13 protein-coding genes are annotated in these 14,501 nt (G+C 67.4%); all 13 read right to left on the bottom strand.

Annotation, left to right across the window (positions count from 1 at the left end; genetic code table 11):
* Positions 1-21: 21 nt before the first annotated feature.
* Positions 22-855, bottom strand: coding sequence for an ABC-2 transporter permease family protein (locus BCD48_RS27690; protein ID WP_083419291.1), 834 nt, complete (start codon positions 853-855; stop codon positions 22-24).
* A complete protein-coding gene (locus tag BCD48_RS27685) occupies positions 852-1,799 on the bottom strand; it encodes an ABC transporter ATP-binding protein (RefSeq protein WP_071051311.1) in 948 nt (315 codons plus the stop codon). Before BCD48_RS27685 ends, BCD48_RS27690 begins: the two co-directional genes overlap by 4 nt.
* A gap of 453 nt (positions 1,800-2,252) precedes the next feature.
* Complete coding sequence (locus BCD48_RS27680; RefSeq protein WP_071051310.1) at positions 2,253-3,233, bottom strand: NADPH:quinone oxidoreductase family protein; 981 nt, start codon at positions 3,231-3,233, stop codon at positions 2,253-2,255.
* Positions 3,233-3,997, bottom strand: a complete 765-nt coding sequence (locus BCD48_RS27675; protein WP_071051309.1) for an SDR family NAD(P)-dependent oxidoreductase — start codon at positions 3,995-3,997, stop codon at positions 3,233-3,235. The genes BCD48_RS27680 and BCD48_RS27675 overlap by 1 nt, the downstream gene beginning before the upstream one ends.
* 187 nt (positions 3,998-4,184) lie before the next feature.
* Positions 4,185-5,009 carry an SDR family oxidoreductase gene (locus BCD48_RS27670; RefSeq protein ID WP_071051308.1) on the bottom strand — a complete coding sequence of 275 codons (825 nt, stop codon included), beginning with the start codon at positions 5,007-5,009 and terminating at the stop codon, positions 4,185-4,187.
* 256 nt (positions 5,010-5,265) lie between these two features.
* Positions 5,266-6,504 carry an ABC transporter substrate-binding protein gene (locus BCD48_RS27665; protein ID WP_071051307.1) on the bottom strand — a complete coding sequence of 413 codons (1,239 nt, stop codon included), beginning with the start codon at positions 6,502-6,504 and terminating at the stop codon, positions 5,266-5,268.
* 190 nt (positions 6,505-6,694) lie between these two features.
* The gene (locus tag BCD48_RS27660; RefSeq protein ID WP_071051306.1) at positions 6,695-7,852 is read right to left on the bottom strand and encodes a thiolase C-terminal domain-containing protein; all 1,158 of its coding nucleotides are present in this window, start codon (positions 7,850-7,852) and stop codon (positions 6,695-6,697) included.
* Positions 7,849-8,295, bottom strand: a complete 447-nt coding sequence (locus BCD48_RS27655) for a Zn-ribbon domain-containing OB-fold protein (RefSeq protein WP_083419290.1) — start codon at positions 8,293-8,295, stop codon at positions 7,849-7,851. The genes BCD48_RS27660 and BCD48_RS27655 overlap by 4 nt, the downstream gene beginning before the upstream one ends.
* Positions 8,296-8,410: 115 nt before the next feature.
* A complete protein-coding gene (locus BCD48_RS27650; RefSeq protein ID WP_071051305.1) occupies positions 8,411-9,259 on the bottom strand; it encodes an LLM class F420-dependent oxidoreductase in 849 nt (282 codons plus the stop codon).
* A gap of 235 nt (positions 9,260-9,494) precedes the next feature.
* Positions 9,495-10,484 carry a phosphotransferase family protein gene (locus BCD48_RS27645; RefSeq protein ID WP_071051383.1) on the bottom strand — a complete coding sequence of 330 codons (990 nt, stop codon included), beginning with the start codon at positions 10,482-10,484 and terminating at the stop codon, positions 9,495-9,497.
* A gap of 56 nt (positions 10,485-10,540) precedes the next feature.
* Complete coding sequence (locus BCD48_RS27640) at positions 10,541-11,842, bottom strand: acyl-CoA dehydrogenase family protein (protein WP_071051304.1); 1,302 nt, start codon at positions 11,840-11,842, stop codon at positions 10,541-10,543.
* A gap of 29 nt (positions 11,843-11,871) precedes the next feature.
* Complete coding sequence (locus BCD48_RS27635; RefSeq protein WP_071051303.1) at positions 11,872-13,080, bottom strand: CaiB/BaiF CoA transferase family protein; 1,209 nt, start codon at positions 13,078-13,080, stop codon at positions 11,872-11,874.
* Positions 13,080-14,330, bottom strand: coding sequence for an amidohydrolase family protein (locus BCD48_RS27630; RefSeq protein ID WP_071051302.1), 1,251 nt, complete (start codon positions 14,328-14,330; stop codon positions 13,080-13,082). Before BCD48_RS27630 ends, BCD48_RS27635 begins: the two co-directional genes overlap by 1 nt.
* Between the last annotated feature and the right edge of the window lie 171 nt (positions 14,331-14,501).

Here is a 14,501-nt window from a genome sequence, read left to right as displayed (position 1 = left end):
CGGCTGTACCTGCTTGGGAGCCTATGCATCGCGGCGGCGCAGCAGTACGGCAGCGATTGTCGATGTTGCAACGATCCAAATGCAGAGGGCGATGAGACCGCCGCCCGTGGACAGTGCGTCATTGTATGGGTGCACCGCGTAGACGGCATTTCCGGCATTGCTTGGCAGATAGGGCATCAGGTGATGCTGCCAACTCGCCGGCAGCACGTTGCCGATGACTGGTACTACCAGTAGCACCCCGAGCACCGTGGCGATGCCGCCGGCCGTCGAACGAAGGATGAAGCCGACGGCGGAGGCGACCACGGTAATGGTCATCAGATAGAACGCGGCGCCCAGGATCGCCGGCATCGCGTGTGACTCGTTCAGGGTGGTGCTGTGGGAGCCGAGCAGGGCCTGACCAACCAAGAACGCCATAAGGCCGCCGACGACGCTGACGATCAACGACAACGCCGCCGACACCGCCAGTTTGGCCCACAGCACTGGTAGCCGGCGCGGCACCGCGGACAGCGAGGACCGCACCATCCCGGTGGTGTACTCGCCGGTCGTCAGCAGCACTCCCAGCACGGCGATGATCATCTGTGCGAGCGCCACGCCGGTCAGGCTGGTGTCCACCGGGCTGAACGTCGCCCGACTGGTCGCGCGCATCGAGTCCCAGTGGGCGGCGGAGACGGCCGAGGCGATCGCCCCGATCCCCACCATCCCGAGGATGGTGAAGACGAGGACGTACCAGGTTGAGCGCAGCGTGGTGATTTTGATCCACTCGGAGTAGATCACTTGTCGCAGGCGGACCGGCTTGGCCGGCACCTCACGGCGTACCGCCGGGTCCCGCGAGATCGCAGCGGCCACGGTGCTCACGTCGTCACCTCCTGAGCGCTGCCGACGTTCGTAACCGTCCGCGCCGCGGTGCGGTACTCGGTGGCCTCCGCCGTCAACTTCATGAACACGTCCTCCAGCGTGACGCGTTGCGGCGTCAGTTCGTAGAGCACCAGGCCGAGACCGGCCGCGATCTTCCCGAGGTGGTGCGCGCCCACTCCAGTGATCTCCATGAGCTGTGGCTCTGTCGAGGTCACGGTCACGCCCGGTCCCGCCACCGCGGCGCGTAGCCGCTCGGCTTCTGGGCTTCGGACGAGGACGCGATCGGTCGTGGCCGACTCGTGCATCTCCTCCATCGACATGTCGGCCAGCAGCCGGCCACGGCCGACGATCAGCAGATGATCCGCGGTGAGCTCCATCTCGCTCATGAGATGGCTCGACAGCAGCACCGTCCGGCCCTCGTGGGCGAGGTCGCGCAGCAGTTTCCGCACCCACCGAACACCTTCGGGGTCCAGACCGTTGACCGGCTCGTCGAGCATTACCACAGCGGGATCGGCCAGCAGTGCCGACGCGATGCCCAGCCGCTGCCCCATGCCCAGGGAGAAGGACCCTGCCTTCTTGCGGGCCACCTCACGCAACCCGACCATGTCGATCACTTCGTCTACCCGCCAGTTGGGGATGGCATGTGTCGCGGCAAGTGCCCGGAGATGGTTGTAGGCCGACCGCGAGGTGTGCACGGCCTTCGCCTCCAGCAGTGCGCCGAGCTGCTTCAGCGGCATGGCGTGCTCGGCGTATGGGCGGCCGTTGACCGTCACTGTGCCGGCCGTCGGCCTGTCGAGGCCGAGAATGAGACGCATCGTCGTCGACTTTCCCGCGCCGTTGGGGCCGAGGAACCCCGTCACCCGTCCGGGCCGGACGACGAACGAAAGATCGTCGACGGCGATCTTCTCGCCGTAGTGTTTGCTCAGCCCATTGGCCTCGATCATTCGCACTTCCTGCGCTAGACGCGTTCCGCTGACGGAGTCATTAATCCCGAGGACCGCACGCAGGCGCATGAGGCCGAAGGTTGACTTGTCGGGCCCGGGTACGACCTGCGGTGGATGCGGGCCAGGACGATGCCTGGCCAGGCGCCGTGCGGGATCGGGCACCTGAACGACGCGCTCGAACGATGGCTTGGGCCGCGCCGAGCACGGTCCCGGCACGTATCGCCCGAGCTGCCGACGGCAGTGCCTCCGCCGCGCCGCTGTCCGGCCGTCACCCGACACTCGCCACCTCGGAGTCCGTCGCCGAGCCCGATGATCAGATCTTCGCTGCACGTTCGACGCGGCGTAGTCACTCTGTCCCTGGCGATAGGTCGTGACGTGACGGGAAACCGGTGCGGTTGCTGGGGTTGTCCGGGGGCCCGCCCCCGGAGGGGCGGACCGCCGCGTGCACGGCGACTACCCGCCGTGCGGGAATATGACCACCTTCCCGACCGCTCGACGCTCGCCGACTGTCCGCAGCGCCTCGGCCACGTCCTCGAGAGTGAAGCGTGCCCCGATGAGCGGCCGGAGCCTGCCGGAACGGAGGGCCTCCAGCGCTTCGGACTCGTCCCGGGCGAAGTCGGCCGGCCGCTGGACTATGAACGAGCGCATCTCCATGCCGAGGATCGCCACGCCCTTCAACAGGACCAGGTTGAGGGGGATCTTCGGGATCTGCCCCGAGGCGAACCCGACGCATACAAACCGGCCGCCATACCGCATGGCACGCAACGCTGCTTCGGCGTGGTCGCCGCCGACCGGATCGATGACCACGCTCGCCCCGCCATCGGTGAGTTCCTTGACCCGGTCGCGCAGCTTTTCGGCGTGGTAGTCGACGACGGCGTCGGCGCCTCGCCCCTGACAGACCGCGAGCTTGTCGGGGCCGGATGCCGCGGCCAGAACCCGTGCGCCGAGCAGTTTGGCGACATCGATACAGGACAGGCCCACTCCACCCGCAGCGCCTAGCACGACGACCCATTCACCCGGTTGCACCGCGGCCACGCTGCGTAGCGAGTGATAGGCGGTCAGATACGTTACCCGGAAGGCCGCGGCGTCGGCGAGGTCGACCTCCGCCGGGACGCGCCACAGGCTTCCCGCCGGCACCGCGATCTGCTGCGCGAAGGCGCCGACCGGAGTGGAGCCGGCCACCCGATCGCCCACCTGGAAGTCTTCGACTCCTGGGCCAGTGGACCGCACCGTGCCGGCGAACTCCGAGCCGGGGATGATCGGCGGCGGATAGGGCACCTGATAGCTGCCGTTCAGGATGAGGATGTCGGGAAAGTTCACGGCCGCCGCGGTGATGTCGACGACCACCTCGCCGTCGCCGGCGACCGGGTCTGGCAGTTCCTCGACTCGCAGGTCCTCGATCGAGCCGTAGTCGGAGCTGTAGGCGGCCAGCATCAGAGGGTCCGGAACAGGCCGCCGTCGGCCAGAATCTGCGCGCCGTTGATGTAGCTGGACGCGTCGGACGCGAGGAAGACGCAGACGCCGATGTAGTCCTCGGGGTTTCCGATCCGCTTCATCGGATTCATCTCGGCCGCGCGCGCCCTTAGCTCCGGGCTCCATACCGAGCTCATGTCGGTGTCGACCGCGCCGGGCAGGACCGTGTTGACACGAACCTTCGGCGCCCAGACGCCGGCCAGCCCCAGCGCCATGGCATTGAGGCCGGCCTTGGCCATCGCATAGGGAAGGTCGTTGCCGTCAGGACGCCACGATCCGGCCGTGGAGATGTTGATGATGGAGCCCCCGGTATTCTGGCTCATCCGCGATCCGAACAGCGCGGAGAGGCGGAACGGCCCACGAGAATTGACGTTGTGCGTCTTGTCGTACATGGACTCAGTCACCTGAGCGGGGTCGTCGCCGTACAACAGCGCCAAGCCGGCGTTGTTGATGAGCACATGGCACTGGTCGAAGTTCGCGTAGACCGTGTCGTACAGGCGCCCACAGTCATCCCAGTCGCTCACGTTGACCTGCACCGGGAGGGCTCGCCGCCCCGTCTCCGTGGCCACCTCGTCGGCCACGGCCTTGCAGTTGTCGAGCTTGCGGCTGGTGACCACGACATCGGCGCCCGCCCTCGCCAGTCCGAGGACGATCGCGCGCCCGATGCCTCGGCTACCGCCGGTAACGATGGCCACCTTCCCGGTAAGATCCAGGTTCAGGCTCATCGGTTCACCAGGCGGGCGGGCGCCAGGCAGGGGTCGGCATCGCGGTTCAGTGCGCGGGCTGTACCGCCGGCGAGGTGCGTCAGCGCCTCACGGTTCGCGCAACCCAGGCACCGCGGTCGATCGATCATCATTCCGTACCCTTCATTCTTGCCTGTACTGGATACCGGCAGGTTGACAGCGGCGATTGTCAGGCTGTCGATGACGGTCGAGATTCCTGGGCGTCAGCCGCGCCAGCGGCCCCCACACTCGATGTCGAGAGGAGCCGCGAGTAGTCGTCCACCCAGGCGTCATAGTCGGTGCCCTTGCCGACGAGCGCACGAACGTCGTCGGGCTGCGTCAGGATGAGGAACCGCTCGTCGGCCAGAGCCCGCACCACGAGGTCGGCGACCTGCTCGGGTGTGAGCGCACCGCTGATCGCCGGATCGTCCGCGGCGAAGCCGTTGCTGAGCAGCATCCGCGTGAGCATGGGCCCGGGGCAGAAGCACGAGACCTTCACACCCCGCGGGCGGTACCGGACGGCCAGCCACTCCGAGAACGCGAGCGCGGCGTGCTTGGTGACCGCGTAGCCGACCTTCTCGGGCTGGGTGGCCAGGGCGACGGACGACGCCGTCTGCAGCAGGTAACCGTCGCCGCGGGCGACCATCTCGGGCAGCACCTCGCGCGCGGCGTACAGGTGCGCTAGCACGTGGAGCCGCCACATCCCGTTCCACAGATCGTCGTCCTGCAGGCTGTCGGGCTGCCGTGGCCCGGCGAGGCCAGCATTGGAGTGCCAGATGTCGATGCGCCCGTATGTCTCGCGTGCGAGTCGAGCTACCGCCTTGACCTCGTCCTCCTTCGTGACGTCCGCCTCGAGACCGACCGTTCCGATCTCGTTGGCCACCCGCGTGACGTTGTCGCGTTCGATGTCGGTGACGACGACCGAGGCCCCCTCGGCGGCCAGCCGTTTCGCGATCGCCTCCCCGATGCCGTTGCCCGAACCGGTCACGACCGCGACCTTGCCTGCCACGTCCATCCCAACACCTCCCTGGTCGACCTCGGGGATGCGCGACTGCCCCGGGGATCACCTTTTTGATGATCATCTGTCTGGTCGGCGACGGTCGTAGCCGCCGCCGACCAGACGTTCAACTGCTCGATGCCGATGCCGATGCCGATGCCGATGCCGGTGCCGGTGCCGGTGCGGCGGTGTCCGGCGCCGGGCGGCCCGGGCCGGAGCCGGAACCGAGTTGGCGCCCGCGCGGTCAAACGCGCGGGCGCCAACGGTCACAGCGTCAGCTGTCGAGCTTCGCGGTCGGTGCGCACACGGGGGTTCCCTCGATGACGTGGAACTCCTGGCCGCTTAGCCGGGCCGCCCAGATGCATGTCTGTGACGGCGCATAGTTGCGGAAGTTGACCTTCAGCGGGGCGAGCAGCCCGTCCGCGTCGAAGTCCTTGATCCCGGCCAGTGCGTTCATGAGCGAGCCCGAGGTGGGGTTGGCGCCCGCGGCCTTCAGTCCTGCCGTCGCGGCCGAGGCCATGAGGTAGCCGTTCTGCTGGCCGTAGCTGGGCGGCCCGGTGACCCCGACGGCCGCCAGGTCGTCCGCCCGCTGCTTCGTCGCCGCCGTGTTGGCTTCGGCCGGTTCGCCTGCCGTGTAGAAGTCGACGCCCTGAGCGGCCTGGATGGATGCACTGGACTGCAGCAGGTCACTGCCGTAGCCCGTGGTGAGGAGGATCGACTTCGGACTGACGCCCTGTTCGCGCAGGTTCGCGACCAGCTTGAAGGACTGCGAGGTCGCCAGCGCGGAGAGGACCCCGTCGGCCTGGGCGTTCTTGATTGCGATGGCGACCGGACCGAGGTCGGTCGTGGCATACGTGAGCTGTGTATTGATATAGGTGACCTGGAGGCCGGCCGCCTTACATGAGGCTGCCCAGGACTCGGCGGCGGTCTTCGAGCTGGCGTCGCTCACCCCGAGGACAGCGCAGTTCTTGACGCCCTGTGCCTTCATGTACTGGCCTTGCGCCTTCGGGTAGTTGCCGGAGTTCAGCACGCCGGCCGCGACGAACGTGTTCGAGTACTTTGAATTGCTCCACACGCTGCCGGCCGTGGTTCCGGCGATGACCGGGATGTGCTGCTGCGCGGTGTAAGGGACGACGCCGTCGAACACGGACGACGCCTGCATGATCGCGATCACATGGTCGTTCTGCCACAGCTTCTGCGTCGCTGTGAGCGCGCCGGCCGGCGTCGACGTGGTGTCGCCCATGATGTAGTCGACCTGGTGGCCGTTCACCCCACCGGCGGCGTTGATGCGCTTGAAGTACGCCTCGACGCCCTTCTCGGTCGTCTTGAAGCTCGACGAGGCGGGTCCGGTGACGTCGGCGACGACACCGATCTTGATGGGGTCGCTGTTGCCGGCGCCGGCGGTGGCCGAGCCGCCGCCGTTCCCGGACGAACCTGAGTCGGAGGATCCACAGGCCGCGAGTGTCGCGGAGACGGCTATCGCCGCTAAGCCGGCAAGAATTCGAGATCTCATGTATGCAGCCCTCAGTTTCTTGGTAAGTACGGTGATTCGGTGTTGTATTTTCCGGTGTGGTGAGACAGGAGTAGCTCGATAGACGCCTCTCGCATTTCATCCCTCTCAGCCGAACATTGCTGGGAGTCGGTCAGGGAGTTCGGGGCAGGGAAGCTCGGGGCAACGGATTCCGCTCGCGTGGCCGTGGTCCTCACCCGGAGGTGAGGACCACGGCGCCGCACTGCGGGTACAGGCCGCTGGCCACGACGGCGACCCGGGCGCCGGGCACCTGGCGGTCGCCGCACTGCCCGCGCAGTTGCAGCGCGGCCTCGTTGAGGAAGCTGACGCCGTGTAGGCGCCCTTCGGCGAGCTGGCCGCCGGCGGTGTTCATGGGGAAGTCGCCGCCGGGCCCGATGCGCGAGCCGTCACCGATCCAGTCGCCGAACTCGCCGCGCCCGCAGGCCCCGAGCGCCTCGATCCAGGACATGGTCACCGAGGTGAAGCCGTCGTACACCTGGGCGACGTCGACGTTCTCCAGCGTGACGGACGAACGGCGCCACAGCCGGTCGGCGCAGTCGAAGGTGCCGCCATAGAGGTAGTCGTTGTTGAACGTCCAGTCCGCCCCGCGCCCGCTTCCATAGGACATGGCGTCGACCAGCACCGGGGGCTGACGGAGGTCCGCGGCGCGCTCGGCGGTTGTGATCACCGTGGCGACCGCGCCGTTGATCGGGTAGTCGCAGTCCAGGAGGCGGAGCGGCTCGACGACGACGCGAGACGACAGGTAGTCGTCCATCGTGACCGGCTCCCGCAGGACCGCCCGCGGATTGAGCGCCGACCACCGTCGGGCGTTGACCGCGATGTGGCCGAAGTCCTCCTCGGCCCGCGAGTATTCGGCCATCCAGCGACGCTTCTTGAGCGCCATCTCGACCAGGATCCCGCCGAGGTACCCATAGGGGGTGAGGAACTGGTTGCGGCCCGCGACGGTACTCGGGCCGTCGACCACGCCGCCCGTGTGCCCAGCGGCCCGGGTCAGGCACCGGAAGACCAGCGCCGTCTCGCATGCCCCGGAGGCAACGGCCATGACACCGGCCAGCACGCCGCCCAGCCCGGACGGGTTCGTCGGGAGGATGTCGGCGAAGGCCGCGAGATCGGGAACGCCCAGCACGCGGGCGACATCCTGAGCCCCCGGGGACTCGGGCCCGAACTTGTACTCGAAGATCCCGTCCACATCCGTGCCGGACAGCCCCGCGTCGGTGAGGGCGCCCTTCACGGCTTCGAGCAGCAGTACCAGGGGCTCGGGCTCACCGGCCCTCGACAGCTGGGAATAGCCGACACCGACGACGGCGACGTCGCGTGCGAGCGAGGTCATCGCGAAACCTCCACAAGCCGGAACTGCGGCAGCGTGATCCCCTCACGCTTCTCGTAGACGACCTCGACCGGCTGCCCGCACGAGAGCCGGGTTCCTGGTGTCGCGTCGAGGAGGTTGGCGACCAGACGCAGACCGGACTGTTCGTCCAGCTCGACGAGCGCGATGACGTAGGGGAGCGCGTCGACGAACCCCGCGTGCAGGGGGCGCTCGACCACCGCATAGGAGTAGATCGAGCCGCGACCGCTCACCTCTGCGTGGCCGAAGTGCTCGGACTGGCAGCTCAGACAGCACACATCCGGCGGGAACTGCAACTTCCCGCAGGAGAGGCATTTCTGCATGAGGAGCCTTCCCGCCGCCGCCCCGTCCCAGTAGAAACGGGTTATCTCATCGGGTTGCGGGACCGGGCGGCGGTCGTCCGCAGTCGAGGAAGTCAAGTGCGTCACGGGTCGCCACTCTTTCGATCAGGGAAAAGGAAACCGCGGGATCCGCGACCGGGTCACGTGTCTGGTTCGGCGGCCGACCACGGGCCGGGACATGCTCGGAGACGAGCCGGCGGAGTCATTCCATCGCCAGCGCTATCTCGTCGAGGAGCGGAAGTATCTCCGAGCTGGGCGCGGTCGGCACGTCGACGAGGACGCGGTGCACGCCGAGCTCTCGATATCCGGCGAACAGGTCGCGCAGCTCGTCAGGCGGAACTGGGGCCTGCATCGCGACGATCTGGGGATCGGCGTCGCGCCCCTTTTCCGTCCACATGGTCCGCAGCCAGGCCAGGTCATCTTCGAGCGTCGGCAGCGAACCCATGGACATCGGTATCCACCCGTCGGCCCAGTCGGCGATCCGCCTGAAGGTCACGTCCACCGCCCTGCCGCCCAGAAGCACCGGTGGATGGGGCCTCTGCGCCGGCTTTGGCCAGGACCAGCTAGGCGGCAGGCGGACGTGCTCGCCCTCGAACGACGCGATGTCGTCGGTCCACAGCGACTTCATGACGCGGATCTTTTCCATGACGACGTCGTGGCGAACCTTGCGGGGGAAGCCGTGGTCCTCGAACTCCTCGACATTCCAGCCGAAACCGACTCCCATGACGAAGCGCCCCCCGGAAATGACGTCCAGGGTCGCAATCGCTTTTGCCAGCGCGATCGGGTCGTGATCGCCCGGAAGGCCGACGCAGGTGCCGACGACGAGCCCGGTACGCGCGGCGACAAAGGCCAGCGCCATGTACGGGTCCCACAGCCGCATGTAGCGATCCGGCATCGGGCCGCCGCCGGGATACGGAGTCGTTCTCGCAGTCGGGATGTGCGTGTGCTCGGGCAGGAAAAGCGAGTCCAGCCCGCGCTGCTCGGCCGCCATAGCGAGGTCGAGCACGGGCATCGAGAGGTCCGTGCCGCCATAGTGCAGACCCACACCCATGTCGGGCGGACTCGGTCGTTTCGGGCTGGACATCGTTTACACCTCTGCCGTCTGTGGTCTATCAGTTTGCGCGTGGCCGGTCGGCGTGGCCGATCGGCGGCCGTGTTGCACGTATCGCGAGCCCGTCGCGGCGGGTCCTGAGGTCAGGGGCGCGGAAAGAAGGACGGTGCCGCGCGGGACACGAGATTCCCCGGGCTGGAATCAGCCGGGCAGATCGGCATACCGAGATCGAGAACTAGGATCCGTAGTCGCTTGTGGCGGCAAGCTCGGCGGCGCCCCGCATGGAATCGAGAATGACCGGTCCGAAGGCGAGCAGCTTCGGGTCGTCCCCGGCACGCTGATAGCCCTGCTCCAAAATGATCGCGAGCTTCCACTGGGCGAGGACGCGGTAGTAGTCGATGTCGTCGACCTGCCGGCCTGACACCTCCACGTAGCGCTCCAGCAGCTGGGTGCGTGACGGCATGCCCGTGGTGTCGACGTAGCCGCCTACGCTCCCGGCACCGCTGCTGGTGTCCTCCGGCCAGGAGTGGACCACCCAGGCCAGGTCGAGCTTGGGGTCACCGATCGTGCCCATCTCCCAGTCGACGATGGCGGCGAGACGCGCGGGTGCGCCGTGCCGGAACATCACGTTGGCGAACTGGTAGTCGCCATGCATGAGGCCCGGGATGTAGTCCAACGGCTTGTGCGTGCGCAGCCACGCCGACGCCTCCCCGAACCCGGGGATGTCGCGAACCTTGATCCGGTTCAGGAACGCCGTCCACCGGTCGACCTGACGCTCGTGGAAGCCGTCGGGGCGGCCCAGATCGTCCAGCCCGCGCGCCTTCCAGTCGAACATCGACATGCGGGCGGCGCCCTCGACCAGCTCGTACGCAAGGTCCTTGCGTGCCTCGAGGTCGTCGGCGAACGGTGCCGGCCAGGCCCCGTCGAGCTGCATGGGCGACCAGCCGTCGACGAACTCCATCAGATAGAACGTCCGACCGAGGACTGTCGGGTCGGTGCACACGCCGACGGCCCTGGTGTGCGCGACGTCGCTGCCATCGAGAGCCGCGATGATGCGCCATTCGCGCAGGATTCCGTTGTCGCGGTCGGCCGAGGCGGTCGGCGGCGGGATGCGCATCGCGCAGTGCTGGTCACCCCGCCGGATCTCGTAGATCTCGTTCTGGCTGCCGCCGGAGATGTAGCGGAACTCCAGGGGAGCCCCGGTCCCGAAGCCCTGGGAGTCCATCCACGAGGCGAGTGCCTTGGCGGTGTCCTGCGTCAGCGTGGTCTCGTCGGTGGTGGTCACAGGTTCCCCACCTCGAGCTCGAGTAGATCGGCGAACTTCCGCTGGGCCGCGTCGATCTTTCCGGGGATCCACTCGCTGGGCCACATGCCGCTGGCGGGGCTGTAGTCGCGCAGGACCTGGCGCGCGACGGTCACCTTGTGGACCTCGGTCGGGCCGTCAGCCAGCCCCATCATGGCGGCGGCGTGGATGTAGTGGAACAGCGACATCTCGTTGGTCGTGCCGAGCGCGCCGTGGACCTGCATCGCCCGCCATGCGATGTCGTGCAGCACCGCGGGCATGACGACCTTCGCCGTTGCGATGTCCTTACGCACCCGGTTGTAGTCGTTGTACCGGTCGATCTCCCAGGCCGTGTACAGAACGAACAGTCGAAACTGGGTGAGCTGGGCGTACGAGTCGGCGATGAAGCCCTGCACGAACTGCTTGTCCGCCAGCGGGCTGCCCTGGGTCCTGCGGCTGAGTGCCCGCTCGCACATCATGTCGAAGGCCTTCTTGGCCAGACCGATGGTGCGCATCGCGTGGTGGATCCGGCCGCCGCCGAGCCGGGTCTGCGCGACCGCGAAGGCCTGGCCCTCCTCGCCGAGGAGGGCGTCTGCCGGAACGCGCGCGTCCTCGTAGTGGATCAGTGCGTGGTAGCCCTCGTTCATGGGCTCGCCGTAGAGGCCGACGTTGCGGACGATGTTGACGCCGGGGGTGTCCGTGGGAACCAGGAACATCGACATTCCCCGGTAGGGGCTGACGTCCGGGTTCGTCACCACCATGACGATCAGGAACGACGCCGTCTTGGCGTTGGACGAGAAGTACTTCCAGCCGTTGATGATCCACTCGTCGCCGTCCTGGACGGCGCGGCAGGTGAACTGGGTCGGGTCCGCGCCGCCGTGCGGCTCGGTCATCGAGTAGCTAGAGAAGCACTCGCCGTTCAGGAGCGGTTGCAGGTATTTGTCCTTCTGCTCCTGGGTGCCGTAGTGGGCGATGATCTCGGCGTTGCCGGTGTCGGGCGCCTGGGTGCCGAAGACGACCGAGGCCCAGAGCGTGCGGCCCAGGATCTCGTTGAGCAGCGCCAGCTTCAACTGGCCGAACCCTTGACCGCCGAGCTCGGGGGAGAGGTGCGTGGCCCACAACCCCTGGCGCCGGACCTCCTCCTTCAGCGGGTCGATGACGCGGCGCATCTCGTCCGTCGCCGGGTCGAACTGCTGGTGCGGAAAGACGTGGTCGAGCGGTTCCACCTCCTCCCGGACGAACTCGTCGGCCCAGTCCAGTTTCTTCTGGTATTCCGGGTCGGTTTCGAAGTCCCATGCCATATGTCTTCAACCCGTCTACTCGCGGCAGCTCAGCTGACGACGCCGCTGATCTTTAGGTCGATGATCTGGTCCCAGTCGGCTCCGAGCTCCTGGAGGACCTCGTCCGTGTGCTCACCGGCCGACGGCGCTGGCGAGACCGCCGGCGGCTGCCCGTCGAACTGGGCGGGACCGATGACGAGCCGGTGGGTGCTCCCGCCGTGGTCGATTTCCGGGATATAGCCGTTGGCGACGACTTGGGGGTCATTGAGGAGTTCTCGGGCGGACTGTACGACCGCCCACACACCGTCCAGACCGTCGAGCTTCCTGCGCCATTCGGTGAGGGGCCGGGCCGCGAAGACGGCGTCCAGCTCCGCCATGCACGCCTTCAGATTGGCCGCGCGGTCGACGGCCGTCGCGAAACGGCTGTCGTCGACGAGGTCGGGGCGGTCGATGTGCGCGCAGAACTCGGGCCAGTGGCGGTCCGCTTGAAGCATCGCGAACCATATCCATCGTCCGTCGGCTGTCCGGAAGCAGCTGGTGAGCGGGTTGACCTGTGTTTCTCGGCGTAGTTGTGGCAGACCGTCGGGAGTCAGCGCCGCGGCGCAGACGTCCGGTCCCATGACCCACGCCGCCGTCCCGAGGAGAGAGACGTCGATGACCGAAGGTTCGCCGTGCCGCTCCCGGCCGAACAGGGCCGCGGCGATGGCGCCTGCCAGTGACAGCCCGCTGATGCCGTCACCGATCGACGGGCGCGGGCCGACCGGCGACGTTGCCTCCGGCGGGGTGAGGTGGTGCGCGACGGCTCCTCGTGCCCAGAACAGCGCGGAGTCGTAGCCGCCTCGATCGCGTTCTGGGCCTCGGTCGCCGGCGCCGTGCGACCGGGCATAGATGATGTTCGGGTTGATCGCGCGGACATCGTCGACGTCCAGCCGCAGGCGCGCCCGCACCTGTGGCAGGAAACTCGTGACGAAGACGTCCGCCTCGCGGATCAGGCGATCCAGGACCTCCCGTCCCTCCGGCCTGGCCAGGTCGACACCCAGACTGCGTTTGCCATGGTTCGCCTGCTCGAACATGAAGTTGATCCCGAACTCGCCGGGCAAAACACCCGAGGTCGTCAGCCCGCGCAGGGGATCACCATGGAGCGGATGCTCGATCTTGACGACGTCGGCGCCCCATTCACCGAGCAACGTCGCCGCGGACGGCGCGAGCCACCATTGCGCAACCTCGACGACCTTGACGCCGCGCAGGACGTCTCGCACTACGACCCGCTCCCCGCGGCGGCCCGCAGGTGCTTGGTCGACCGAATGCTGACGTCCCAGCGTTCGGCCTCCGTTCGCAGTGCGCCTACGGTCGCGCGGTCGCGCGGGATGTGAGCGAACGGGTCGAAGCTGAAATGCCGCAGGGCGTTCAGGTGGGTGATCTTGTTGATCTCCTCGTCGGACAGGCCGGTCAGCTGGTCCGCGACGCGTTCGGGTGAGTGCGGCCAGGTCGTGTCCGAATGCGGGTAGTCACACTCCCACGTGATGTTGTCGAGGTTCATGTGGTGGCGGTTCTCGACGCCGACGTAGTCGTCGATGAAGCAGAGGATGACGTGCTCGTTGAACACTTCCGATGGCAATTTGCCACCCAGGTCCATCCCCGACCAGTGCTTGGTGTGTCGATAGATGTAGTCGACCCGCTCGGTGAAGTACGGGATCCAGCCGATCCCGCCCTCGGAGAGCGCAACCTTGAGCGTGGGGAACCGCCGGAACAGCGGGCTCCAGATGAGGTCGGCCGCGGCTTCGATCAGGTTCACCGGCGACAGCGAGTAGATGCACTCGATCGGCGCTTCGGGCGACGTCGTGGGCACCGTTGAGGACGAACCCAGGTGCATGCACACCACGGTGCCCTCGTCGGCGCAGGCGGCGAAGAACGGGTCCCAGTAATCGGTGTAGATGCTCGGCAGGCCGAGGGCGTAGGGGTTCGACGAGAACGTGACCGCGTGGCAGCCCTTGCGGGCGACCCGGCGGACTTCCTCGGCCGACGCCACCGCATCCCACATCATGGGCAGTGCCAGGGGAACGATGCGGCCGGGGTAGGTTCCAGCCCACTCGTCGATGTGCCAGTCGTTGTAGGCGCGTACCATGGCCGCGGCCTGCTCGCGGTCCGAGCCGGCCTCGGCAAAGAGCTGACCGCAGAATCGCGGGAACGAGGGAAAGCACATCGAGCTGAGCACCCCGTTCGCGTTCATGTCCATCACGCGCGCGTGGATGTCGTAACAGCCGGGCCGGATTTCCTCGATCGACGTGGGTTCCCATCCGTATTCGTCCATGGGACGGCCAGCGACCGCGTTGAGTGCGACGTTCGGGATCTCCTGGCCCTCGTAGCGCCACGCCATCGTGCCGTCATCTCGACGCACGAACAGCGGCGCCTTGTCCGCGTACTTGGCCGGTAACCGCCCTTTGAAGAGGTGCGCCGGCTCGACTACGTGATCGTCGACACTCACGAGAATGAGATCATCTGCATCCATTGCGCGCTCCTAGCGTTGTTCCACCGGGCACTGCGCGAGTCATGCGTGCGCCTCGGCCGAGGAGGCCACGTCAGGCACGTGCGGTCCGGCTCCGACGACCGTCGGCTCCATGGCGAGACGTTGCCGAGAACTATACGATCGTCGTTACCGTATGGCTTACTGTTGACATCC

This window comes from Pseudofrankia coriaricola, assembly GCF_001854805.1.
GTDB lineage: Bacteria > Actinomycetota > Actinomycetes > Frankiales > Frankiaceae > Pseudofrankia.
Note: the sequence above shows the minus strand (reverse complement) of the source record. Positions and strands in the feature narration are given on the sequence as shown.